Below are 24473 nucleotides of genomic sequence, written 5' to 3'. Positions count from 1 at the left end.
TTTTTTCTTCTTCCCCCCGCGCGTCGCCCCGCCCTCGTCGCACCCGCGCCCCAGCCGTCACCAGGCGAGGTGCGCCCGCCCGTCGAGGTACACGCGCTGCGCCTCGCCGAGGCCCGTCGACTCGCCCTCCACGACGCGCAGGATCCCCGTCGCGGGCCCGAGCGCGACATCCCGCCCCGCCTCGAAGCGCTGGATCCGGACCAGCGCCCGGTAGGCCTTGTCCAGCAGCAGGGCCCGCTCGCGCGACGGCGCCACGAGGTACGCGAGATCGCGGTCGCCGCCGGGCGCGCCACGCCGCACCTCGGCCTCGTCGAGCGCGCCGCCCGGGAAGAAGCGGGCGAGCATCTCCGCGTTCCCGCGGTAGTCGTCGGCCCCGCGCGCGCGGCGCAGGTAGGTCAGCACCTCCGGCTCCGCGTGGCCGGCCTGCGGCACGTCGGGCATGCCGCGCAGGTCCTGGTGCCGCCAGCCGGCCGCGCCGGGCACCTTGCGCGCCAGCGAGAAGGTGTGGTCCACCGTCACGCCCACCGCGCCGTGGCAGCCCATGCACGCCCGGTGCTCCTCCGCGGTCTGCAGCCGAAGCCGGCCCTGCTCGTCCTCGATGAACGCCTGGATCTGCCAGCCGAACGCGTTGCGCAGGCCGACCTCGGGCCCGCCCGGGTGGAACGGCGGCTGCCCCTCGTCCTTCTCCTCCGCCTCGCGCTCGTACGCGCGCGCGATCGCCCAGTCGTCCGGCTCGTCGACCTTGCGCGCGTAGCGCAGCTCCTTCATCCGCGCGGCGAGCAGCGCCGGGTGATCCGGGTCGAGGTACCGCACCGAGTGCAGGAGCTCCGCCCCGCGCGGGTAGAGCCACGCCCGCACCGGGACGCCGGCCGCCCCGCCGGCGTACCGCGCGGGCAGGCGGACGACGCGCGTCACCGCGGGCTCGAGCGCGCCGTCGCCGTCGAGATCGAAGCCGGCGAGGAGCTCGCTCACCGGCTCCACCTCCCGCCCGGCGGCCGCATCAGCGGGCCCGGCCGTGCCCTCCCTCGGCAGGGGCGACGGCGACGCGATCGCCGCCTCGAGCAGCGCGAGGTTCAGCTTGTACACCGCGCGCGACGGCGCGCCCGAGGCGTCCTCGCGGAACGCGGCCGGCAGCCGGAGGAACACGTCGCCGGCGCTGCCGTTCGTGGGCCAGAAGCTCCCGGGGAACGGCTTGTAGCGGACCGCGCGGAAGCCGCTCCCGTCGCGCGCGAAGCCCTCCTCGTCGAGCCCGGCGCCGAGGTCGAGATCCGGCACGTAGCCCGGGTAATCCCGGCGCGCGGCGAGCGCCTCGCGCAGCGGCGCGTAGTTGTCCTCCCGGATGTACTCGAGGATCTCCGCGTCGCTCGTCCGGGCGGCGGCGGCCGAGAGGTCCTCCAGCAGGTTCGTCCAGGGGTTCTTCCGGGCCGCGTCCGAGAAGCTGTACTCGCGCTGGAGCTCGTGATCGGCGAGCGTGTTCGGCCCGATCCCGATCGTGTGGCACGTCCAGCAGCCGTTCGCGCCGCTGGCCGTTGTCGCGTAACACATCGGCGGGATCGAGGCCTCGGGGTTGCCAGCGCGCCCGGCGCGCGCGGCCGCGGTGGCGAGCGGGTCGTAGCCGCCCCCGCCGCAGCGCGCGCCCGCGGCGAGGACGGCGGACACCGCCGCGAAGGCCAGGGGCGCGGACAGCAGGCGCGCGCGGCGGGCGGGCATGGCGGAGATCACTCGGGCAGGAAGGTGACCGCGATCACGCTCGACAGGGCCCCGTCGCCCTTCGGCCAGGTGCTGTAGGCGTTCTCGCCGGGGTGCTGCACCGACATGAAGATCGTGCCCATGTCGGGCGTGAACGACGGGCCCGTCGCCTCCGCGTCGCTCGGAAACGCCACGACGCGGAACGCCTTGCCGAAGCTCGGCCGGGTCACGCCCGGCTGACCAGCGCGGTGGGCGGGGTCGAGATCGAGGTAGTAGAAGGCGTCCGCGTGCGAGGCCACGCCGAAGTTGCCGTCGGTGCCGAACCACACGCCGCCGTCGCGGTCGAGGAGCAGGTTGTCCGGGCAGGAAGCGTCGAAGTCGCCCTGCCCCTTCGAGCCGTGCCAGACCTCGAAGTACACGAACTCGGTCGACGCGCCCGGGTTCGCGGGGTCGGACTCCTCCAGAGCGAAGATCGAGCCCACGGCGTCCGCGCGCTTCGGAGACTGGGTCGCGTGCGTCGCCGGATCGAAGACCGCGCCGTCCTGATCGAGCGACGTCTGCCCCGTGTGGTTGGTGAACGCCACGTAGAGGCGCGGCGTGCCGCTCGGGTCGCGCGGGTTCCACTCGATGTCCTCGGGCCGGTTCAGCTCCATGATCCCGACCTTGTTGCTCACCGTGAACAGCGCGCGCCAGACGTCGTAATCCGTCTGGAAGCCGCCGATCCGGTTCCAGCTCACGTCGCGCAGCGCATCGCCGACCGTCCTGGCCGGGTCGCCGAGCGCGGCCGCGTTCGGCGCGATGGCGGCGCTGTCGACGGAGAGCTCGATCCACTGCCCCGTGCCCGGGGCCGCCTCGGTCGGGGCCGCGTGGGTCGCGACCAGGGTGTTGCCGGTCGTGTTGTCGAGCCCGGCCATGTGCGCCGCGTAGAGCTTGCCCTCATCGAGCAGCGCGCGGATCGCCGCGCGCGTCATCCCGGCCGTGTAGTTGCCGCTGGTCACGTACTTGTAGATGCGGCCGCCGCGGCGATCGTCGGTCCCATAGACCACGATCGGCCGACCGGGCACGAGCCTCCACGCGTCGTCGACAGCGAACGTCGCGGCCTCCCAGCGGGCGCGGCCCATGAAGCCGAACTTCTTGTGGCCCGTGCCGGGCTGCGTCTTGCCGTCGTACTCGCCCGCGGGCTGCCCCGGGTCGATCTCGGTGAGATAGCCGTAATGGTCGCGCGGCTGCCGGCCGTTCGGATCGGAGATGCGCCCGAACTCCGCGCTGGTGCTCGCCTCGAAGACCGGGCTCACCGGCGCGCCCGGGTCGAAGCCCCGGCCGGTGAGGAACCGCTGATCGCCCGACCAGCTCGCCTCGAGATCACCGTAGTAGTCCTGCACGTTCTCCTCGGCGGTGATCACCGTGCCCCACGGCGTCTGCCCGCCGGCGCAGTCGCCCATGATGCCTGCCACGAGCCCGCCCGCGAGCGCCGCGCCGGTCGAGTCGTCGCGGCCCGGACTCGAGAGCTCGTGCCCCGCGAGGCGGCTCAACGTCTTGCTCGTCGCGTCGTAGCGGAGGGCGGTCGCGCTCCGGTCGACCGACCATGCGCCCGTCGCCGGGTCCTGCACGGTCCGGAGCCAGGAGCCGCCGACCTCCTTCTTTTCCCAGCGGATATAGGTGTCGACGTCCGCCTGCGACCAGACGTTCGACTCGACATCATTCGTGAGGACGCCGAGCTTGCGCAGGTGCCGGGCCAGCGTGAGGTGCTGCCCGGTCGGCGCGGAGCTGACCGTCGGGCTCCGCCCGGAGACGTACTCGTGGTTGACCCAGAGCCACCCGGCGGTGGCGGAGCCGTTCCACTGCGGCGCGTCGCCCGCTGTGGCGGCCCACCCTTCGCCGAAGAACGCTGTGTAATCGTTGTTGGCGCCGAAGCGGGGCGCTTCCGGCGCGGCGCTGAAGGTCAGCGGATCGAGCCAGGTCACCACGATGTCGGAGCGAACGCCGGCGAGCGCCCGGAGGGTGTCGGTCGCGGCCGCGCGGAGCGGGAACTGCTCGCCCTCGGGCAAGGTGCCGGCAGCGAACAGCGCGACGCGCTCTCTCACGTAGTGCGCGAGGTTCGCGGCGCTGCTCCACACCGGCGCGTCCTCGCCGGGCGCCCCGGGCTCCCCGGGCTCCCCGGGTGCACCGGGCTCACCAGGCGCCCCGGGCTCACCAGGCGCCCCGGGCTCACCAGGCGCCCCGGGCGCCCCAGGCTCACCGGGCGCCCCAGGCTCACCAGGCGCCCCAGGCTCCCCTTGCTCCCCGTTCGCGCCGTCCTTGCCTGGCGCGCCCTGTTCACCGGGCGCCCCGGGCGCGCCCTTCGCGCCATCCTCGCCGCAACCGCTCCCGATCGCGGCAAGACCGCCTGAGAGCACCAGAAGCAACGCCGTCCTCAGGGTCCGCCTCGTCATCATGTCCTCGTCTCCGCCGGGTAATGGCCGCAGACGATGCCTGGCGACGGTGGCGCCCCAATGCCCCTCACGCGACGAGTTGTTGTCAGAGATCCCCTGACCCTCGATCAGGCGTGTCATGAGCGCCGCACGACCGGCGGCCGCGCAACGGGGCCACGGCGAAGATCCCTCGGAGGACCGGCGGAGCCGCCTTGCTCGTCATGACCGCTCAGGCGCAGGCGCCATGACCGCGCGGCCGTCGTCGCCGCGCTACTCGTCGTCCTCGTCGGGCACGACGACGTCTTGACCGAAGCGCGCGCGCGCCTCGAGCAGCTCCCTGTCCGAGATCCAGGTGCGCTCGCAGCCAAGGAGCGGCTCTACCTGATAGACGTCCTTGCGCTGCTCGCCGTGTCCGTCTTCGAGGACCCGGACTACCTCGTGATGGAGGCCGCAGGTGGGGCAGAGCGCTCGCATGAAGGGTCCCTATAGTGCGGGCGCGCTCGGCGCAAGGCCCTCCCCTGCGCGCCGTCGACCGCGGAGCGGCGTCGGGCGGCGGGGGAGGTCAGCGCGTGCGAGAGGGGAGCGGCAGGGCGCGGGGAGCGCCGAGCGCGAGAGGAGACGCCCGGCTCAGGCCGTGGCGCGGGCGCCGGCAGCGGCGGTCGGCTTCTCGTCCGACTTGATCCGCATCCCGTAGAAGGAGCGGTACACGAACACCATCGAGAGCACGAAGAAGATGCCCGCGAGAACGAGGCTCGTCCCGCGGTCGATCTCGATCGCCAGCTCGACCGCGAGGAGGCCGAACAGCGTCGTGAACTTGATGATGGGGTTCATCGCGACGGACGAGGTGTCCTTGAAGGGGTCGCCCACGGTGTCGCCGACGACCGTCGCCGCGTGGAGCGGCGTGCCCTTCTCCTTCAGCTCCACCTCGACGAGCTTCTTCGCGTTGTCCCAGGCGCCGCCGGCGTTCGCCATGAAGATCGCCTGATAGAGCCCGAAGAGCGCGATGCTGATGAGGTAGCCGATGAAGAAGAACGGCTCGAGGCAGGCGAACGCGAGCGTCGAGAAGAAGACGCCGAGGAAGATGTTGAACATCCCCCGCTGCGCGTACTGCGTGCAGATCTCGACCACCTTCTTGCTGTCCGTGATCGAGGCCTTCTCCACGCCCTCGAGGCGGATGTTCGCCTTGATGAACTCGACAGCGCGGTAGGCGCCGGTCGAGACCGCCTGGGTCGACGCGCCGGTGAACCAGTAGATGATCGCGCCGCCCGTCACGAGGCCGAGCAGGAACGGCGGGTGGAGCGGCGAGAGCAGGCCCATGATCTCCTTCAACCGCTCCTGGGGCGTGAGATTCGCCGCGTTCTTCACCAGCGTGTTGCTGAGCACGACGATGATCGAGAAGATCAGCGTCGTCGCGCCGACGACCGCCGTCCCGATGAGCACCGGCTTGGCCGTCGCCTTGAAAGTGTTGCCCGCGCCGTCGTTCTCCTCGAGGTAGTGCTTCGCCTTGTCGAAGTTCGGGGTGAAGCCGAAATCCTTCTTCAGCTCGGCCTCGACGTTCGGGACGTTCTCGATGAGCGAGAGCTCGTAGACCGACTGCGCGTTGTCGGTCACCGGGCCGTAGGAGTCGACGGCGATGGTCACGGGGCCCATGCCGAGGAAGCCGAACGCCACGAGGCCGAAGGCGAACACGCTCTCGGCGATCATGAGCTGCCCGAGGCCCTGGGCGGAGAAGTAGTACGAGATGCCCATCAGCACGACGAGGACGAGGCCCATCCAGTACGCGCTGAAGTTGCCGGCAGTGAGGCCCGACAGGACGTTCAGCGAGGCGCCGCCCTCGCGCGACGCGGTCACGACCTCGCGGACGTGGCGCGACTCGGTGGAGGTGAAGATCTTGATCATCTCCGGGATGATGGCGCCCGCCAGGGTGCCGCAGGTGATGATCGACGAGAGCTTCCACCAGAGCGTCGTGTCGCCCCCGAGGTTCGGGATCATGAACGCCGACACGGCGTAGGTGAGCGCGACCGACACGATCGAGGTCAGCCAGACGAGGCGCGTCAGGGGAGCCTCGAAGTTCATCTTGTCGGCGTCGGCGTAGGACCCCTTCGCGATCGCCTCGTTGAGGAGGTACGAGCCGATGCTCGCGAGGACCATCACGATGCGCATCACGAAGATCCAGACGAGCAGCTGGACCTGGACGGCCGTGTCGGGGACGGCGAGGAGGATGAACGAGATGAGCGCGACGCCGGTGACGCCGTACGTCTCGAAGCCGTCCGCGCTCGGGCCGACCGAGTCGCCGGCGTTGTCGCCGGTGCAGTCGGCGATGACGCCCGGGTTGCGCGCGTCGTCTTCCTTGATGTTGAAGACGATCTTCATGAGGTCCGAGCCGATGTCGGCGATCTTCGTGAAGATGCCGCCCGCGATGCGGAGCGCGGAGGCGCCGAGCGACTCGCCGATGGCGAAGCCGATGAAGCACGGGCCGGCGTAGTCGCCCGGGATGAAGAGCAGGATCACCAGCATGAGCATGAGCTCGGTGCTGATAAGGACCGCGCCGATGCTCATCCCGGCCTTGAGCGGGATCGCGTACGTCGGGAACGGCTTGCCCTTGAGGCTCGCGAACGCGGCGCGCGAGTTCGCGAACGTGTTGATGCGCATGCCGAACCACGCGACGCCGCAGCTGCCGGCGATGCCGACGAGGCTGCTCAGCAGGATGACCACGACCTTGCCGGCATCCATGTGACGCAGCACGCCGAAGTAGAGAACCATGACCGCGCCGATCAGGATCTCCAGGACCAGGATGAACTTGAACTGCGTGACCAGGTACGTCTTGCAGGTCTCGTAGATGAGCTCCGAGATCTCCCGCATCGCGCGGTGGACCGGAAGCTTGTTCAGCTGCGAGTAAATGACGAGCCCGAACACGAACCCGAGCGCGCAGACGCCGATGCCGCCCATGAGGAGCGTGCGGCCGTCGATGCCACCGAAGGACTGGGTGCCTAGGTCGGGGAGGACCAGATCGGATTCACTGGCGCTGGCGAGCCCGCCGCTGAGCAGCAGGGCAAGCGCGGCGAGCCCGGCCAGCATCGGTGCGAGCCAGGCCTTTTGGGACCGGATGACGTTCATTGACGGTGTGCCTCCATCGCAAAATCCGAAGGCAGAGGACGGCGCCATCGCCGCCCGCAGCTTCGTGGTTCCGAGGGGTTGGCCGCCTGCGTAAAGGGGAAGGGGACCGGCGCGCTGCCGGAGTGGCTCTTGCTCTAACGCTGACGCTTCAGCACAGCCTCGTCCCTCGACGACCGGAGGGTGTCGGAGTGCCCAGAGCTGCCAGGCATGCCTCCACCGTTACCGGACCCCCGAGGCGCGCGCTAGCTACCATGCACCCGAGACGCCGTCGAGAGGGCGCGATGCGCGCCCACGACGAGAGGGCCTGTCAGCGGCGCGACGTCAGGAGATCACTTAGGGAGATTACGTACGATGGTGAAAGAAAGAAGCGTGCACGACCGAACGCTGTCACACGCTTTCGCGTCCGGTCGTATTCAGCTGCGCTCGGACGCTTTCAGCTGCGCTCGATCGTGTTCAGCTGTGCTCGTCCGTGTTCAGTTGCGCTCGGTCGCGTTGTTCAGCCGGCGATCCGAGCCGGAGAGCCGCTGATCCGAGCCGGAGTCCGCGCCAGGGCTGGCGTGGGACGTGAGGAGCTCCGCCACGAGATCCCGACACTCCGGCTTGTTGCGGAGGTGGCTCAGCAGCAGGTTGGAGGCCTCGCTGAACGACTTCTCGTAGGCGAGCCCCTCGCGCGTGCGCGCCGCGACGCGCTCGCGCCCCTGCGCCAGGTCCTCCTCCAGGGCCTCGGCGTAGCGGGCGAGCTGGGCGCGGAGCTCGTCGATCTGGCGGCGCAGGTCGCGCGCGTTCGCCTCGCGCGTGTTCTTCTTGTGCTCGTAGCGCCCGAGCTGCTCGCGCTTCGCCTGCGCGGTCGCGCCGGCCGCGCCCGCGCGCTCGTAGACGAGCGGATCGTGATTGCCCTGGCGGACCGCCCCGTCCGCCAGCTGGCGCGCGGACAGCGCGAGCTTCTCGGCGGCGGCGAGCTCGACGCGGACCTTCTCGACGTCCTCGCCGTCCGCCATCGCCTCGCGCATCACGCGCGACTCCTCGTGCGCGAGCTCCTCGACCTTGCGGCCGATCTCGGCGCGCAGCGCGCGGCCGCGGCGCTCGAGCGCCTCGAGCTTGCGGGTGAGGCTCGCGACCTCGCCCTCGAGCTTGTTGGCGCGCGCGGCGAGGTCCCAGGCCTGCGCAAGGCCGTTCTGGACCTCCTGCGGCACCTGCCCGGACGGGTAGGCGCGGGAGACCATGCGCGAGAACAGGGCCGCCCGGCTCGCCCACTCGATGACGCCCGCGCTCTGCGGCGGCGGCGGCGGCGGCGGCACCGGCACGCCGTCGCTCCCCTCGACCTCCCACGCGTGGGCCGGGAGCCCGCGCTGGAGCGCCTTCAGCTCCTCCTGGAGGTGGTGGGCGTCACGGTAGCGCTTGCGGATGTCCTTCTCGAGCAGGCGCAGCACGATCGCCTCGCCCTGCGCGTGCGCGTCGGGGCGGATCGAGCGGGGCCGCGGCGGCGCGTGGGTCCGCTGCATCTCGAGGAGCGTGTCGCGGTCGTTCGCGCGGAAGGGGAGCTGCCCGGTCAGCATCTCGAAGAAGAGCACGCCGAGCGCGTAGAGGTCGGACTGCGCCGTGGCCTCCTCGCCGCGCGCCTGCTCGGGCGACATGTACTCGGGCGTCCCGAAGACCGCGCCCTTCGGGGCGAGGCGCGGGTCGCGCGCGATGGCGGCGAGGCCGAAGTCGAGGATCTTGACGAAATCCTTCCGGCCGCCGCGGTGGGTGAGCAGGATGTTGTCGCTCTTCAGATCGCGGTGCACGACGCCGAGGTCGTGGGCGCGCGCGAGCGCGGCGCACATCTGCTCGAGGATGTCCACCGATCGCGCGATCGGCATCGGGCCGCGCGCGAGCTCCGCCGAGAGCGGCGTGCCGACGAGGTACTCCATGACGAGATAGAGCTCGCCCTCCTCGGTCTCGCCGATGTCGTGGATATCGATGATGTGGGCGTGATCAACGCGGTTTGCGGCGCGCGCCTCGCGCAGCATCCACGCGCGGAGGTGGGTCTCTCCGCGGAGATCGGGCCGGATGAGCTTCAGGGCGACGACCCGGTCGATCAGCACGTGGCGGGCGCGATAAACGACGCCCATGCCGCCTTCGCCAAGCCGTGCCTCGAGCCGGTACCTGCCGGCCACGACCTTCCCGATCAACGGATCGGTGCTCGAAGCCTTGGGACCTGCCGGTCGCTGAATCGCGCGCTCCATGGTGCCTTCGTTTCTCCTCAGCGCTCCCCAGAAGAGCCGTTCTCGTCTCTCAGGGCCCTATTGCGCTGTGCGGTGAGTCGGATCGCTCGCTGAACGTATCCGGTTTGAAACAGCTGGTCTACGGGCCCGCGGTCGGGTTGCGATGAATATCGTGCGAGCTCCGTGGGGAGGTGGGGTGGGAGACCGGCGCCGATGACGCGCTCGTCGAGCCGAGCCTAGCCGAGCCTAGCCGAGCCTAGCCGCGCGTCAGGCCGAGCGGGCGGGCTCGCCTCCGCGGACGGCCGTTCGGGCGGGCTCGCCTCCGCGGGCGGCCGCGCGGGAGGAGGGGTATCGCCTTGCGGACGGGCGCTCGCCGGGCGAGGATCGAGGGGCAGGCGACAGACGAAGCGCGCGCCGTGGACCGAGGCCGGCGCTCCGCGGCACGGGTGTCCGCCGCGGCCGCCGTCGCCGTCTTCTCCTTCTCGTTCTGGTTCTGGTGCTGCCGCGAGGGCGAGCGTGCCGCCGTGCCGCCGGACGATCTCGGTCGAGATCGACAGCCCGAGGCCGGTCCCCTGCCCTCGCGGCTTCGTCGTGAAGAACGGATCGAAGATCCGCGGGGCGAGGTCCGGCGGAACGCCCGGCCCGCTGTCCGAGATCGCGACGGCCGCCATGTCGTCGTCGACCCAGGTCTCGATGCAGATCGCCGGCTCGCCGGGCGCGCGCGGCGCCGCGCCCCCGCCGGAGGTCCCCTCCTCTGCCGGCGCGGCAGGCGCCGGCGGCGCCTCGAGCGCCTGGATGGCGTTGACGAGGAGGTTCATGAACACCTGGTTGATCTCGCCGCCCCGGCAGGTGACGGGCGGCAGCTCGCCGTAGCGCCGGATCACCTCGATGCGCGCCTGCCGGAGCCGCGGGCCGAGCAGGAGCAGCGTCTCCTCGAGCCCCGCGTGCAGATCGACCGGCAGCGGCTCGCCCGAGACGCGCGAGAAGCTCTTCAGGTTCGTGACGATGCGGACGCTGCGCTCGACCGCGCGGTGGACGAGGGTCGAGATGCCGGCGAGATCGTCGAGCGCCGCCTCGGTCTGGAGCCGCTCGCGGAGCGCCTCGAGCGCGCGGCGGCGCTCGCCCGGGAGATCGCGCTCCGCCTCGCGGTACGCGTCGAGGACGGCGCGGAGCTCCGCGGCGCGCTCCTCGATCGGCTGGGCGGCGCCGGCGATGGCGTTCAGGGGGTTATAGATCTCGTGCGCCACGCCGGCCACGAGCTCGCCGATGGAGGCGAGCCGCTCGCCCTGGATGAGCGCGGCCTGCGTCCGCTTCAGCTCGGACAGGGCGCGGGTGAGCTCCGCGGTGCGCGCGGCGACGTTCTCCTCGAGGCCGGCGCGCTCGGCCTCGAGCTCGGCGATCGTCCGGGAGAGCGCCTGCCGCATGCGCTCGACGCTCTCGCCGAGGCCCACGACCTCCTTCGGCCCTGACAGCCGCGGTACGGCGGCGTCGAGCTCGCCGCGCGCGACCTCGTCGGCGGCGCGGGCGAGCTGTGCCATCGGCCGGGAGAGCTCGCGCGCCGCCCGCGCGACGACGCCGAGGGCGGCGAGGACAAGGAGGGACAGCGAGGCGAAGAGCGCGGTGATCGCGTTGAAGTCCTCGTCGAACGACGAGCCTGTGGCGAGCGCGCGGTAGAGGCCGATCGAGGAGAAGAGCGAGAGGAGCCCCGTGAACAAAAGGGGCAGCCCGAAGTCGCGCAGCATGCGCCGCCGGAGGGGCGTCGGGGGCGCGCCGCCGTGCTCGGGCGCGCCCGTCCAGGCGCGCAGGAGGTCCACCGCGCGGGCGACGGAGTCCTTGTGCCAGGCGCGCTGGTAGAACGAGACGCCGAAGGCGAAGAGGGCGCCGAAGCCGAGCTGCATGAGCGCGTCGGCGACGCTGGAGGTGGCCCCGACGCGCACGTAAGCCATGCCGATCGCGGTGCACCCGAGCCACAGCGCGAAGTTCAGGGAGGCGAGCACGTCGGGGAGCCGCTCGGCGCGGGCGAGGCCGCGGCCGAGCAGGGCGCGGGCGCCGGAAGGGCCGGCCGCGAGGGCGGCCAGGATCGGGCGCGTGGCGGGGCGCACGGCGAGCGTGAAGCCGAGGGTGCCGGAGAGGGCGAGGAGGGGGACGACCTCGAACCACGCCTGGAACACGACCTGGCTCTGGGTGCGGAGGAACGCGACGCAGAAGAGCAGCATGACGTGCCCGCCGACGATGCCCGCGGTCGCCGCCGACTCCGCGAGCCTCGGCCGGAGCGCCGCGGCGAGGGCGCGCGCCGAGGCGGCGTCTCCGGCGCCGCCCTCGACGGCGCCTTCGCGGAGCAGGGCGCGGTAGATCGCGCGGCGCATGCCGCCCGCCATGACGCCGAAGGCGACAGCGGTCACCAGGAGGCCGAGCCACGAGGGCGGCGTCGAGCGGCCGATCCCGAGCGGGCCTGGCCAGGAGGGGGGCGCGGTCGGGGCGCCTCGGAACGCGAGCGGCAAGACAGCGAGCGGCCACGAGAGGGCGCGGATCGCCGCCGCGACGGCGAAGCCACGGTCGCCGCGGCGGGTGAGCGAGCCCGAGAGCGCCGCCGAGGCGGCCAGGGAGGAGAGCAGGAGGATCGCCGGCCACGGCGTGGTGAGGGCGGCGGGGACGACGGCGGAGAGGAACAGGAGCGCCGAGAACAGCTCCCAGCCGGTCGCGACGAGCTCTGCGCGGACGCGCGGGGCGCGGAGCGCGGCGGGCGGGGGCGGCGGCGGCGTGGTCACGAGGCGAGCGGCATGGAAGCGCAGGGCGCGCGCCATCGCAACGGCGCGCCCCCACGTGCGCACGTGCGACGGCGCGCGGCGGGGCGCGCCTCCGCGCGTCAGCGGCCCGGGAGGCGCACGCCCGGGAGGACGGTGCGCCGCTCGACGACCTCGTCGAGCGCGTCGGCGTCGATCAGGAGGTGCGCCCGCAGGCTGTCCTCGATGGCCGAGAACACCTTGCCCTGGTAACGGATCTCGCGGCCGGGCCCGGACGCGAGCCAGTAGTTGCCGCCGGGGCCGCTGCCGTCCCCGGCCGCGCTCGGGCTGGCCAGGAGCGGCTCCGCATTGCCGGGGAACGGATCGGGCGGGGTCGCGAAGCCCGGGAACGACGGCGCGGGCGGCGCGGATGTGAATGGCTCAGGGCCCGCGGAGAACGTGAGCGACGCGCCGGGCTCGAAGCTCACCGACAGGGCGCCGCCGCGAGCTGCGACCACGACGCCGGGCGTGCGCTCCTCGACGACGACCTCCTCGATGACCTTCCCGGAGACGAGCAGGAGCTTGTGGCTGCTCGTCACCTGCGAGCTCTCGGCCGTGAGCTCTCGGCGCAGCGCGATCTGGTGCGAAACGTAAAATTGCAGGTTCTTCACGTCGCTGTCGCTCAGGTCGTGCTGCACCCGGAGCTCGTGCGTGAACGGGACGAGGCGGGGGCCGCAGCCCAGGAGGAGGAGCGACAGGAGCGAGAGAAAGAGCGGGGCGGACGCCGTGGACAGGCGCCAGCGCGCCGCGGCGTGGGTCGTGTGGACGGAGAACGGCATGGAAGCCCTCGTTGAGGAGGCCTCGGCGAGATCGCCGCGGCGCACCTCTTCGCAACGGGGCGGCCGGGCGCAGCTTACAGCGGGCCGACGAGCCGCTCGCCGCGAGGGTGCCTGGCGACGCCACGGCGGAATCGCCGCCTCCGGGGCGCGCGACGGGATGAGGCGCTCAGCCGGCTCCAGGACGATTGGCGATGTCCGCCAGGTGCTGTTTCAGCACCTCCGCGCGGATCGGCTTGACCAGGTGCATGTCGAACCCGGCCTCCCGGGTCATGCGGCGGTCCGATTCCTGGCCGTAACCGGTCATCGCGAACAGCGATAGGCCCGCGAGGCCCGGAATGCGACGCAGCGCGCGCGCGACGTCAACTCCTGTCATGCCCGGCATGCCGATATCGAGCAGCACGACGTCCGGCTGGAGCTGCGTCGCGAGCTCGAGCGCCGAGGGGCCGTCGAACACGGCGTGCACGTCGTTGCCCATGCGCTTGAGCAGCAGCGCCATGCTCTCGGCCGAGTCGCGGTTGTCGTCGACGACGAGGATGCGCAGCTTGCGCCCGGCTTTCGTCGCGGGCGCGCCCACCGTCGGCGGCGCGAGGGGGCGCGTCAGCCGCGGCAATCGCACGATGAACTCGCTGCCGCGGCCGGGCCCCTCGCTGAGCGCCTGGACCGTCCCGCCGTGCAGCTCGACCAGCCGGCGCACGATCGTCAATCCGAGGCCCAGCCCGCCCTCGACGCGATCGAGGCCGCGATCCCCCTGCGTGAACAGGTCGAACACCTGCGGCAGCAGCTCGGGCGATATCCCCACGCCGCTGTCGCGGGTACGGAGGATCGCGTGCGTGTCGTCCGCCTCCACCGTGACCCGGATCGAGCCGCGCGGCGGCGTGAACTTCGCCGCGTTGTGCAGCAGGTTGCTCGCCACCTGCGTGAGCCGCGCCAGGTCGCCCGAAACGACGGCGAGCGGCTCGGCGGGCAGCTGCAGCTCCAGGATCTGCTCGCGCGCGTCGATCCAGGTCCGGGACGCTTCCGCCGCGCGCGTCACAACGTCGGCGAGATCGATCCGCTTGGACTCCAGGGCGATCTTGCCGCGCGTGATGCGGCTCACGTCGAGCAGGTCGTCGACGAGCCGCACGAGCTGGCCGAGCTGCCGTTCCATCAGGCCGGCTGCCCAGACGACCTGGGCGTTGTCCTTGCCTTCGAGCTTGAGGACGCTGGTCGCGTTGGCGATCGGCGCCAGCGGATTGCGCAGCTCGTGCGCCAGCATCGCCACGAATTCCTCCATCTGGCGCGCGTTGGACTCCATCTGCTCCAGGCGCTTGCGCTCGCTCAGGTCGCGCGTGATCTTGGAGAAGCCGCGCAGCTCGCCGCTCGGGCCGTAGATGGCCGTGACGAGGACGCTCGCCCAGAACGACGACCCGTCCTTGCGCACGCGCCAGCCTTCGTCCTCGAAGCTGCCTTCGCGCCGCGCGGCGGCGAGCACCGTCTCTGGGCGGCCGCGCGCGATCGCCTCGGCCGGATAGAAGCGCGAGAAGTGCGTGCCGATCACCTCTTGCGCGGAGTATCCCTTGATCCGCTCCGCGCCGGCGTTCCACGTGGCCACCCTGCCCTCGGGGTCGAGCATGAAGATGGCGTAATCCCTCACGCCTTCGACCAGCGCGCGGAAGCGCTCCTCGCTCTGCCGCAGCGACTCTTCCTGGCGCTTGCGCTCGCTCAGGTCGCGCGTGATCTTGGAGAAGCCGCGCAGCTCGCCGTCGGGGCCGTGGAGGGCCGTGATGATGACGTTCGCCCAGAACATCGAGCCGTCCTTGCGCACGCGCCAGCCTTCGTCCTCGAAGCGGCCCACGCGCCGCGCTTCGGCGAGCTCTGTCTGTGGCCACTTCCGCTCGATCGCCTCGGCCGGATAGAAGCGCGAGAAGTGCGAGCCGATCACCTCTTTCGCGGAGTATCCTTTGATCTGCTCGGCGCCGGCGTTCCACGTGGTCACGCGCCCCTCGGTGTCCAGCATGAAGATGGCGTAGTCCTTCACCCCTTCGACCAGCATGCGGAATTGCAGATCGGCGCCGAGCCCCGTCGGATCCATGCGGCACAGCCTACAGCATGGGTACACGTTCGCCACGCCATGCTCTCCCTTCCTGTCCTGCTCTCCGCGTCCGCGAGCCGTCGTCGTGTCGGCCGGCAGCGGCGAGTGACGAGCACAGCAATGGCCCCATGAGCCCGCGTCGAGAGCGCCCGCCGGCGGCCGCGCAGGGCCACCGCCAGCCGCTGGAGCGGTTCGAGAGTATCAAGACGGACGCATCGATTCTGGAGCCATCGAACGTGTCCAGTGCGAGCCACCCGACCTCGAGGGCACCGGAGTTGTCTTGCCCGTCAGCTCCGAGGGCGCGCGGCGCCGATCCGTTGCCGACGCCCGGTGGCCCACGCGCGAGTTGGCGTGCGCGCGTGTCGCGGGCGAAGAAACGCCGGTGTACCCTGGCCGGTGTACCGTGAGGCCCCCGCGAGCCTCTCCGCTGCGACCGCTCCAGAACGAGCACGATCATGCATCCTGACCCCTGGCACCTGGTCACCAGACAACCAGACTACATCCTGGCTTCCTGGCACCAGATCTTCTGTGTCATCTGGCGCCGCGAGACGACCGAGGACGGCGCGCGCCACCTGAGGGATGCGTGCGCGGAGTTCGCGAAGAAGCACCCGCGCGGCATAGGGCTGCTCACCCTCGTCGAGAGCGAGGCGTCGTTGCCATCGGCGCCCGCGCGCAGGGCGATCGCGAGCTTCCTCGCGGAGGCGAGCGCGACCATCAGGTGCTCAGCGGTCGTCTTCGAGGGCTCGGGGTTCCAGGCGGCGATGGTTCGCAGCGTCGTGACAGGGCTCACGCTCATTGCCCGCCAGCGTTACCCGCACAGGGTATGTGACATCGGGGAAGCCTGGCAGATGTTCGCGGAGCTCCTGCCCGCGGTGACGGGCGCCGCCGTGAGCGAAGCCGCGTTCCGGGCATCGCTCGACGCGCTGCGCGAGGACCTCCGCCGGACATGAGCCGGCGCGGCGTCTACTCCCAGTACAGCGTCGCCCGCCCGATCGCGGTGAACGGCCACCCCGGCGAGTAGTGGATCCCGGTGACCGGGGCCGGCTCGTACTGCAGCCGCGACGCGCTCGCGAACTGGACCTCGCGCCACGTCGTGTCGAAGAGGTTCTGGACGTCCACGGCCACCTCGACGTTCTTCCACCGCAGCCCGGCGTTGGCGTCGACGACCGTGAACCCCTCGGCGGTGAGCGACTCGTCCTCGGTCGCGGGCCGCGCGCCGATCGCTTTGACCCGCAGCGCCGCGAACGGCGTGAACGCGCCGAACGTCGGGCGGACGCCGACGCCCGCGGTCAGCGTCCGGGTCGGCGCGAGGGCGACAGCGCTCGCGTTGCCGGCGTTCTCGCGGAATCGCGCGCGGGTGAAGGTCGCGTCCACGTCCGCGAAGAGCCAGCTCCGGAGCCGGTAGCGCCCGCCGATCTCGATCCCGTAGCGCCGCGTCTGCCCCGACGCCTCGGTCGCGCCCGCGTCGCCGCTCCAGACCAGCTCCGAGTCCAGGTCGAGCAGGAACGCGGCCCCGTTCAGCGACAGCCCGCGCAGGGGCGCGACCCGCAGGCCGACCTCGTAGCCCGTCGCGGGCGTGATCAGCGTCGCCGCCCCCTCCCCCAGCACCGCGCCCTGCGCGTCGTTCGAGTGGAAGCCCCGCCCGAAGTGGGCGAAGAGATCGACCCCCTCGACGGGCGACACGATCGCCGTGAGCTTCGGGAGCAGCTGCATCTGTCCCCGGGCGCCGCTCGACCTGTTCCCCGCCGCCTCGAGGTCCTCGCCCGGGTCGTCCACGTTGACGTCGATCCACTGCGCGCGCGCCCCGAGCACGACGCGGAGCCAGCGCCGGAGCCGGGCGTCCTGCTCGACGTAGACGCCGATCTGGCTCTCATCGACGTGGGTCCTGCTCTTCTCCTCGATCCGCTCGCGCGCCTCGTCGTGGTGGAGGGACTTGTCGATCGCGTCCGCGCGGATCTGCGCCCCCAGCGAGGTCGTGAACCTCGCCCCACCGAGCTCGTATTGCCTGCGGAACCGGAGATCGGCGCCGCCGACGGTGCGGTCGTCGTTCTGCTCGATCTGGTCGCCGTGGACGGGGTCCTCGCTGAAGAACGTGAAGTTCGAGTACAGCGTGAAGCGGTACCGGACGAGGTAGGCCAGCGCGCTCAGATCGGCGTCCCGCCACGCGGTGGAGTACGCGACGGACGCCATGTGCCGCTCGGTCGCCCCGCCCTCGGTCGGATCCACGGCGCCGAAATGGTCGATGCACGGCTGTCCGAACGCCGAGGGCGGCGGGTTCAGCCCGCCCTGCTCGCCCTCGCCGCACACGGCGCGCGCGGGGATCTGGCCGGAGCCGTGCCAGGTCGATCCATACGACATCCAGGTCATCTGGACCTTCCCGGTGTTGCCCAGATCGTGCGTGGCCCGCAGGTACACGTTGAAGCGCTTGAGCCGCTCCGGGCTCAGGAACGGCCCGTCGTTCCGGTAGATCTCCGCCGCGGCCACCGCGCGCCACGTGTCGCCGAGATCCGGCGAGGCGATGACGAGGCCGCGCTGGATACCGTACTGCCCCAGGCTGACCTGCGCGTAGCTCTCCTCGAGCTTCTCGGCGAAGCGCAGGTTGACGGCGCCCGCCGTACCGAAGTCGCCGATGCTCGCGTAATAAGGCCCCTTGTAGCCGTCGAGCCCTGTCACGAGCTCCGGGATCATGAAGTAGAGATCGGTGAAGCCGTGCCCGTGGCCGTGGCTGACCATGTTGACGGGCACGCCGTCGACGAAGAAGGCGACGTCGGTCCCATGATCCGCGTCGAATCCGCGGAGGAAGTACTGGTTCGCCTTGCCCCCGCCCGCGTGCTGCACGGCGAAGAGCCCGGGGACCGACTCGAGGAGGTCGCCCGGCCGGAGCCTCGGCCTGAGCTCGAGCTCCCGGTGTCCGACGGAGACGCGCGACGCGGCCTCGCTGCCCGGCTTCTCCGCCTGGATCGTCACTTCGATCGCGGCGTCGCCCGCGGGCGCACCCTCGCCGGTGGGCGCTGCAGCGGCGGTCTCCGGCGGGGCAGCGGGCGCCTCGGGGGTGTCGCCCTCGGCGCGCGCGGGCCGCGCGGCGGCCAGCACCATGGATAACGCGGCGAGCAGGTGAAATGGATGGCGGTGCCCGTGGCTCGTCGTGACCGTCTCGCGCAGCATTCGTGTCCTCCTTCGCCGCAATCGCGCGGAGCGGCGTCGGGCCGCTCGCGTCGAGCTCCGCGAGGACGAAATGGCTGGCCATCGCACGGTGCGCTGGACCGACCTCTCGCCCCCGCGGGCGACCGGAAGGCGACGCGGGGGCGGTTCGGTATCCGGGACGTGCGCAGAGAGGTGGAGCTGCACCGGCTCGGACCTCACCGCCTCCCTCGAGGCTCCCAGGTCGAACCGGCGCCGGATGTCTCCCGCCGCCGGGCGCTGGCAGGTCTTCGGGCTCGCGAGCGCTCCGGTCTGACCGGCTCCCTACTGTCCACCGCTTCCCAGCCCTCGGCGGGCCAGTGCATGGGGTGGAGGTCGTTCTCGCTTACCGCTGCGGGGCAGCCCCGGAATTTCACCGGGTTCCCTCTTCGGCCCAGGCGAACGCCCGGGCACCAGCACGGCGCGCACCCTATGGCCGTGCGCCTTCGGCTGTCAATCGCTACCGCTCGGCTCGCCCGCTCGACGCGCGCCGCTCTCGCGCCATGCGCGCGCCTCGCGCTCTCCATCCGAGCGCCTCGACGCGGGCCTGCCGTGCAGGCCGAACGTTCGGGCTCTAGCGAGGATGGGCTCGCTCCTCCGTGGGTCGCGTGCTACACGGCCGCCGCCGTATATGCCCCGTAACGATCTCCGCAACATCGCCATCGTCGCCCACGTCGACCACGGGAAGACGACCCTCGTCGATCACATGCTCCGCCAGTCGGGCGCCTTCCGAGAGAACGAGGTCGTGGCCGAGCGGGTCATGGACTCGAACGACCTCGAGCGGGAGCGCGGCATCACCATCCTCGCGAAGAACACGAGCATCCGGTACCGCGGGGTCAAGATCAACATCGTCGACACGCCCGGCCACTCCGACTTCGGCGGGGAGGTCGAGCGCACGCTCATGATGGCCGACGGGGCGCTCCTCCTCGTCGACGCCGCCGAGGGCCCGCTGCCGCAGACGCGCTTCGTGCTCTCGAAGTGCCTCCAGCGCGGCTTTCCGGTCATCGTGGTCATCAACAAGATCGACCGGAGCGACGCGCGCGCCCACGAGGTGCTCTCCGAGGTGTTCGACCTCTTCTGCGACCTCGAGGCGAGCGACGCGCAGATGGACTTCTCGACGCTCTACGCGATCGCGAAGTTCGGGCAGGCGAAGCGCGAGCTCGAGCACGAGGCGAAGGACCTCGAGCCGCTCTTCGAGACCATCCTCGAGCGGGTCCCCGGCCCCTCCGGTGACCCCGACGGTCCGCTCCAGGTCATCGTCTGCAACACGACCCACGACGAGTACGTGGGCCGGCTCGCGGTCGGCCGCGTGGTCCGCGGCACCGCCCGGTCCGGCGCCGACGTCGCGCTCCTCGGCGAGGGCGGCCAGTCGCGCGGCTACGTGAAGATGCTCTACGCCTACGAGGGGCTGAAGCGCGTCGCGGTCGAGAGCGCCGTCGCGGGCGAGGTGATCGCGATCGCCGGGCTCGACACGGTCACGATCGGCGACACGATCACGGATCCGGCGCACCCCGAGGCGCTGCCGCGGATCGTGGTCGAGGAGCCGACGATCAAGATGAAGATCGGCGTCAACACGTCGACGTTCGCCGGCAAGAGCAAGCAGTCGAAGTTCCTGACGAGCCGTCACCTGAAGGAGCGGCTCGAGCGCGAGGCGATGAAGAACCTCGCGATCCGGGTGGAGCCGACCGAGGTGCCCGACACGTTCGTGGTGCTCGGCCGCGGCGAGCTCCAGCTGGCGATCCTGGTCGAGACGATGCGGCGCGAGGGGTACGAGATGCAGCTCTCGAACCCCGAGGTGGTGACGCGCGAGATCGACGGCGAGGTGATGGAGCCGCTCGAGCTCGTGGTCGTGGACGTGCCGGACACCTACGTCGGCATCGTGACCGAGCGCCTCAGCTCCCGGCGCGGCCGGATGGTGAAGATGACGAACCCCGGCTTCGGCCGCGCCCGCCTCGAGTTCCGGGTGCCGTCGCGCGGGCTCATCGGCTTCCGCGGCGAGTTCCTGACGGCGACGCGCGGGACGGGCCTGCTCAACACGATGTTCGACGGCTGGGCGCCCTGGGGCGGCCCGATGATGCGCCGCCCGACCGGCGCCATCGTCGCCGATCGCGTCGGCGTGGCGACCCCGTACGCGCTGCACCACCTGCAGCCGCGCGGCATGTTCTTCATCGTCCCCGGCGTCGAGGTCTACGAGGGGATGATCATCGGCGAGCACAACCGGCCGAACGACACCGACGTCAACGTCATCAAGGAGAAGAAGCTGTCGAACGTGCGCAACCACGGCAAGGACGAGAACGTCCTCCTGGCCAGCCCGCGGCTGCTCACGATCGAGACGGCGATGGAGTGGATCGACGGCGACGAGCTCGTCGAGGTCACGCCCGACGCGGTGCGCGTCCGCAAGAAGGTGCTCGCGTGCAACCGCCGGGAGCGCCGCGAGGACGCGATCGAGCAATCGCAGGCGGTGGAGTGAGCGACCGGGGGCGCGCGGGACGTGCGGGGCGTTTGATGCGCGCCCCTGCCGTGCCTGCCGCGCGATAGGATGCCCTGATGAGAACGCCGCTGCTCTTCGCTTTCCTGGCTTCGCTCGTCGCGCTCGCGGGGGCGGGCGCTTGCGGCGGGGCCGTCGTCGTCGACGGGCTCCCGGGGAGCTCGGACGGCGCCGGGGGCGCAGGCGCGGCCGTGGGGTCGCAGTCGGCGAGCTCCGGCGGGTCCTCCGTCGAGGAGCAGAGGGCCTCGTGCGATTTCTTCTGCTCGCTCTTCGACGGCGTCACGTGTCCGGAGCTCCGGTGCAGCGAGCGCTGCGCCGACCTGCTCTCCGAGCAGCGCCCCTGCAACGCGCTGACCTCCCCCTTCTTCGACTGCGTGGGCGAGACCGTCGCCTCCGCGGACCGGATCCCCTGCGAGTTCCTCGCGCCGTCGATCACGTCGCTCTTCGATTGCCTGAGCGGGCGCGTTCGAGAGTGCGCGACCGATTTCCTGCCCCCGACGTGCGACGCGCAGTTCGAGAAGCTCAGGGCGTGCCAGCGCGATCAGGGCCGGTAGCGGGGGCGCTCGTCGCCTGACGCGCGCGGCCCCGCGCCGGGGTCGAGGGCGCTCCGGAGCGGCCCGAGGGCGTCGGCGACGAACGCGACGAGCGCCTTCACGCGCGGCACCCCGCGCGTATCGCGGTGCACCCCGAGCCACAGCTTGCGCCCTGGCGGCGGCGAGGGCGGCGAGAGCAGGCGGAGGCCGGCGGTCGCGTCGCCCAGGTAGCGCGGCAGGCAGACGAGCCCGACGCCGGCGGCCCCCATCGTCGCCTGGGGCTCGCGGCCGTTGGTGCGCGCGGCGACGCGAGCCTTCGCGGCGACGGCGCGCACCCACGACAGGTCGGCGATGGCCGGAGGCTCGTCGTTCATGGTGACGAGGGTGTGGCCCTCGCACTGCCGGCCCCAGTCCGGCGGGCCGCGCTCGGCGAGGTAGGCCTCCGATGCATAGAGCCCGAACCCGATCCGCGCGACCTCGCGCTGGAAGACCTCGTGGTGCTCGAACGCGGCGGGGCGAAGGGCGATGTCCGCTTCCCGCCGCGGCAGGCTCAGCCATCGCGCGTCCGCGATGAGATCGACGGAGATGGCGGGGTGGCGCGCGAGGAACGGGACGAGCAGCGGCCCGAGGACGCGCGTGGCGAGCCACTCGGACGCGGTGACACGGAGGTGGCCTCTCAGGCCTGCGTCGCGTCCGGCGGCGGCGCGCTCGGCCGCGAGCGCGTCCTGCTCCATGCGCTCGGCGTGGCCGAGCACGCTCTCGCCCGCGGCCGAGAGCGAGAACCCCGACGGCGAGCGCTGGAAGAGCCTCGCCCCGAGGCGCCGCTCGAACGCGGCGACGCGCCGCCCCACGGTCGGCTGGGTGACCTTCAGCACGCGCGCGGCGGCGGAGAGGTTGCCGTGCCGCGCGACGGCGAGGAAGTAGCGCAGATCGTCCCAGTCGAGCATGGCTCCGGGGCGCGGGGCGCTGCTGCCGGAGAGCGCTCCGCGCCATGCAAAGGTGCATGGCGAGTCTACGTCGATGGCGGATCCCCGGGCAACGTCGGACCGCGCATGCTCTCCCGCGTGCGTTCCCGCACCCGCGCGCTCGCGGACTCGCGGACTCGCGGACTCGCAGGTCGCGAGTTTCACGTCGGAGGATCGGAGGGAGGCTGGCATGTTGACGAATCGTCGTGAGTTTCTCCACCGCGTGACCGGCACGGCCGCGGCGGGCTTCCTGGGCTCGGCCCCGGCCGGGACGGCTTCCTGTGCCGCGCAGCACGGGCCGGCGCCGCCGCGGCCGGCGGCGGGATCGAAGATCAAGGCGATCGCCTTCGACGCCTTTCCGATATTCGATCCGCGGCCGATCGCGGCGCTCGCGGAGGAGCTCTGTCCGGGCAAGGGGGCATCGCTGAGCGAGGCGTGGCGCACCCGTCAATTCGAGTACACGTGGCTGCGGGTCGCGTCCCACGAGTATGCCGACTTCTGGCAGGTGACTTCGGATGCGCTGGTGTTCGCCGAGCGCGCGCTGGCGCTCGATCTCGGGGAGGAGAAGCGGGCGCGGCTCCTCGGCGCGTACCTCGATCTCCGGGCGTGGCCTGACGTGCTGCCGGCGCTCCGGGCGCTGAGGGGCGCGGGGATCCGGCTCTCGTTCCTGTCGAACTTCACGCCGAGGATGCTCGGGGCCGCCATCGAGAGCTCCGGTCTGGGGGGCCTGTTCGAGCACGTGCTCAGCACGGACGGGGCGAGGACGTACAAGCCCGATCCTCGCGCGTACCGGATGGCGCTCGACGCGTTCGGCCTCACGCGCGAGGAGATCGCGTTCGTCGCGTTCGCCGGCTGGGACGCCGCGGGGGCCCGGTGGTTCGGCTATCCCACGTTCTGGGTCAACCGCCTGGGCCTGCCGGCCGAGGAGCTCGGCGTGAGCGCCGACGCGACGGGAGCGAGCCTCTCGGATCTCGTGGAGTTCGTGAAGGAGAGGGCGTGACCGGCGGGGCCATGCCGCCTGTGCGATCAGCGGGTCGCAGGGCTCCCGGCGCGCCTCACGGCGGCGAGGTCACGGCGCCGCGCATGGCGCGCATGGAGTCGCGGGCGAACCGCCCCTGGACCCTGCGCGCGTAGGGATAGCCGAGCCGGGCGAGGACGTGATTCGGCCGGGAGACGGCGAAGATGTCGTAGGCGACCTCGCCGGAAGGCTCGTCGTGCTCGATGAGAAAGCGCTCCTCGCCGCGCTCGCCGTGCTCCTCGAACGTCCCGTAGGCGAAGCCGAACCGGCGCACAGGGCCGCTCGTCTCGTCGACGGTGTAAACGACCCTGCACGCGTTGAGCCAGTGAATCCCGAGCACGCGGACGAGGATCACCACCGTGACGCCGGCCTGGAGGGGAGCGTCGGGATAGCAGAGCTCGACCCAGCCGAGCCGGAACTGTGCCCAGCGCCGCATCGCCTCGACAGCGCGGTCGAAGAGCGCGGCGCCCTGGCCGAGCACCGCGCGGTGGTGGTCGACGTTGAAGCCGGCAGGCGGCCGCGGGCGGCCATCGCCGGCGCCGGTGCAGCCGACCTCCGCGTACGAGAGCGGCCGGCCCGCCTGGCGAGCGAGGAAGGCGCGGATCGCGGCATCGGAGGGGCGGGCGCGGGAGAGCACGAGGGGCAGGATAGCCGAGGCGGTCAGGCGTGGAGCCAGGGGCGCAAGCCGAGCTCGCTCCAGCGAGAGGCCCAGCCGACGTCAAACACCATGGGACACGCCTCGATCCACGAGCGGATGTCCCATGGGTGGCGGCGCTCTTTCAGGGCGGTGCGGAAGCGGTCGATGTCGATCCGATACCACGTCAGGCAGCCTCGCGCGCTCCACAGACCGACCAGGTAACCGTCGTTCCAGCGGGCGCACGCGCCGTAGATCTGGTACTGGCGGAGCTCGACGAGCGCCTCGTTGACCTCCATCTCGATGGCGTCCGGATGCGGCCAGAAGACCGGCGCGGGGAGCCGCGCGACGTCGGCCCGAGCCGCCAGGCCCAGCGGGTTGCCAGCGACCGTGACGCGCTCGAGCGCCGGCAGGCGATCCAGGAGAGGTCCGAGCTCGGTCAGGTCGCACGCCGTGACGTTGAGATCCGTGAGGTGGGTCAGCGCGCACAGGCCCGACCAATCCGCGATCCGGCAATGCGTGGCGAAGAGGCGACGGAGCGTGGGAACGGCCGACAAGGCCCCGAGATCGGAAAGCTCACACGAGTCGAGCGCGAGGTTCT

16 protein-coding genes and 1 riboswitch are annotated in these 24473 nt (G+C 71.7%); of the genes, 4 read left to right on the top strand and 12 right to left on the bottom strand.

What is annotated here, in order from left to right; translation table 11 throughout:
• Window positions 1-57 precede the first annotated feature (57 nt).
• The 8 genes from WME97_RS04925 to WME97_RS04890 form a co-directional block, all read right to left on the bottom strand.
• A complete protein-coding gene (locus WME97_RS04925; protein WP_437549797.1) occupies window positions 58-1710 on the bottom strand; it encodes a hypothetical protein in 1653 nt (550 codons plus the stop codon).
• Window positions 1711-1718: 8 nt separating this feature from the next.
• Window positions 1719-4124, bottom strand: a complete 2406-nt coding sequence (locus WME97_RS04920; protein WP_437549796.1) for an alkaline phosphatase PhoX — start codon at window positions 4122-4124, stop codon at window positions 1719-1721.
• Between the two features lie 246 nt (window positions 4125-4370).
• The gene (locus tag WME97_RS04915; protein ID WP_437297996.1) at window positions 4371-4574 is read right to left on the bottom strand and encodes a hypothetical protein; all 204 of its coding nucleotides are present in this window, start codon (window positions 4572-4574) and stop codon (window positions 4371-4373) included.
• A 153-nt stretch (window positions 4575-4727) separates the two neighbouring features.
• The gene (locus tag WME97_RS04910; RefSeq protein ID WP_437549795.1) at window positions 4728-7178 is read right to left on the bottom strand and encodes a sodium-translocating pyrophosphatase; all 2451 of its coding nucleotides are present in this window, start codon (window positions 7176-7178) and stop codon (window positions 4728-4730) included.
• A 512-nt stretch (window positions 7179-7690) separates the two neighbouring features.
• Window positions 7691-9442, bottom strand: coding sequence for a protein kinase domain-containing protein (locus WME97_RS04905; RefSeq protein WP_437532528.1), 1752 nt, complete (start codon window positions 9440-9442; stop codon window positions 7691-7693).
• A gap of 215 nt (window positions 9443-9657) precedes the next feature.
• A complete protein-coding gene (locus tag WME97_RS04900) occupies window positions 9658-12189 on the bottom strand; it encodes a sensor histidine kinase (protein WP_437549794.1) in 2532 nt (843 codons plus the stop codon).
• A 98-nt stretch (window positions 12190-12287) separates the two neighbouring features.
• Window positions 12288-12983 (bottom strand): DNA-directed RNA polymerase, encoded by a 696-nt coding sequence (locus WME97_RS04895; protein WP_437549793.1) that lies wholly within the window; start codon window positions 12981-12983, stop codon window positions 12288-12290.
• Window positions 12984-13149: 166 nt separating this feature from the next.
• A complete protein-coding gene (locus WME97_RS04890) occupies window positions 13150-15054 on the bottom strand; it encodes a hybrid sensor histidine kinase/response regulator (RefSeq protein WP_437549792.1) in 1905 nt (634 codons plus the stop codon).
• 455 nt (window positions 15055-15509) lie between these two features.
• On the opposite strand from WME97_RS04890, the gene WME97_RS04885 reads away from it, so the two are divergent.
• Window positions 15510-16004, top strand: a complete 495-nt coding sequence (locus WME97_RS04885) for a hypothetical protein (protein WP_437549791.1) — start codon at window positions 15510-15512, stop codon at window positions 16002-16004.
• Window positions 16005-16017: 13 nt separating this feature from the next.
• Here WME97_RS04885 and WME97_RS04880 read toward each other — a convergent pair whose 3' ends face one another.
• Entirely contained in the window at window positions 16018-18219 is a 2202-nt protein-coding gene (locus WME97_RS04880) for a TonB-dependent receptor (protein WP_437549790.1), read from the bottom strand.
• Between the two features lie 240 nt (window positions 18220-18459).
• Window positions 18460-18667: riboswitch (cobalamin riboswitch) on the bottom strand.
• 150 nt (window positions 18668-18817) lie between these two features.
• Here WME97_RS04880 and typA point away from each other — a divergent pair.
• On the top strand, window positions 18818-20704 hold the full coding sequence (gene typA, locus WME97_RS04875) for a translational GTPase TypA (protein WP_437549789.1): 1887 nt from the start codon (window positions 18818-18820) through the stop codon (window positions 20702-20704).
• A 77-nt stretch (window positions 20705-20781) separates the two neighbouring features.
• Window positions 20782-21276 carry a hypothetical protein gene (locus tag WME97_RS04870; protein WP_437549788.1) on the top strand — a complete coding sequence of 165 codons (495 nt, stop codon included), beginning with the start codon at window positions 20782-20784 and terminating at the stop codon, window positions 21274-21276.
• On the opposite strand, the gene WME97_RS04865 is transcribed toward WME97_RS04870, so the two are convergent.
• Window positions 21264-22202 (bottom strand): LysR family transcriptional regulator, encoded by a 939-nt coding sequence (locus WME97_RS04865; RefSeq protein ID WP_437549787.1) that lies wholly within the window; start codon window positions 22200-22202, stop codon window positions 21264-21266. The two genes, WME97_RS04870 and WME97_RS04865, sit on opposite strands and share 13 nt — an antisense overlap.
• Window positions 22203-22410: 208 nt before the next feature.
• On the opposite strand from WME97_RS04865, the gene WME97_RS04860 reads away from it, so the two are divergent.
• The gene (locus WME97_RS04860) at window positions 22411-23220 is read left to right on the top strand and encodes a haloacid dehalogenase type II (RefSeq protein ID WP_437549786.1); all 810 of its coding nucleotides are present in this window, start codon (window positions 22411-22413) and stop codon (window positions 23218-23220) included.
• 55 nt (window positions 23221-23275) lie between these two features.
• Here WME97_RS04860 and WME97_RS04855 read toward each other — a convergent pair whose 3' ends face one another.
• Together WME97_RS04855 and WME97_RS04850 are read right to left on the bottom strand one after the other, a co-directional pair.
• Complete coding sequence (locus WME97_RS04855; protein ID WP_437549785.1) at window positions 23276-23875, bottom strand: DUF1990 family protein; 600 nt, start codon at window positions 23873-23875, stop codon at window positions 23276-23278.
• Between the two features lie 23 nt (window positions 23876-23898).
• The gene (locus tag WME97_RS04850) at window positions 23899-24429 is read right to left on the bottom strand and encodes a hypothetical protein (protein WP_437549784.1); all 531 of its coding nucleotides are present in this window, start codon (window positions 24427-24429) and stop codon (window positions 23899-23901) included.
• Window positions 24430-24473: the final 44 nt, after the last annotated feature.

The sequence above is a fragment of the Sorangium sp. So ce367 genome, assembly GCF_051520455.1.
Lineage (GTDB): Bacteria > Myxococcota_A > Polyangia > Polyangiales > Polyangiaceae > Sorangium > Sorangium cellulosum_B.
The sequence above is the reverse complement of the archived record's forward strand: the minus strand, read 5'-3'. Positions and strand labels throughout refer to the sequence as shown.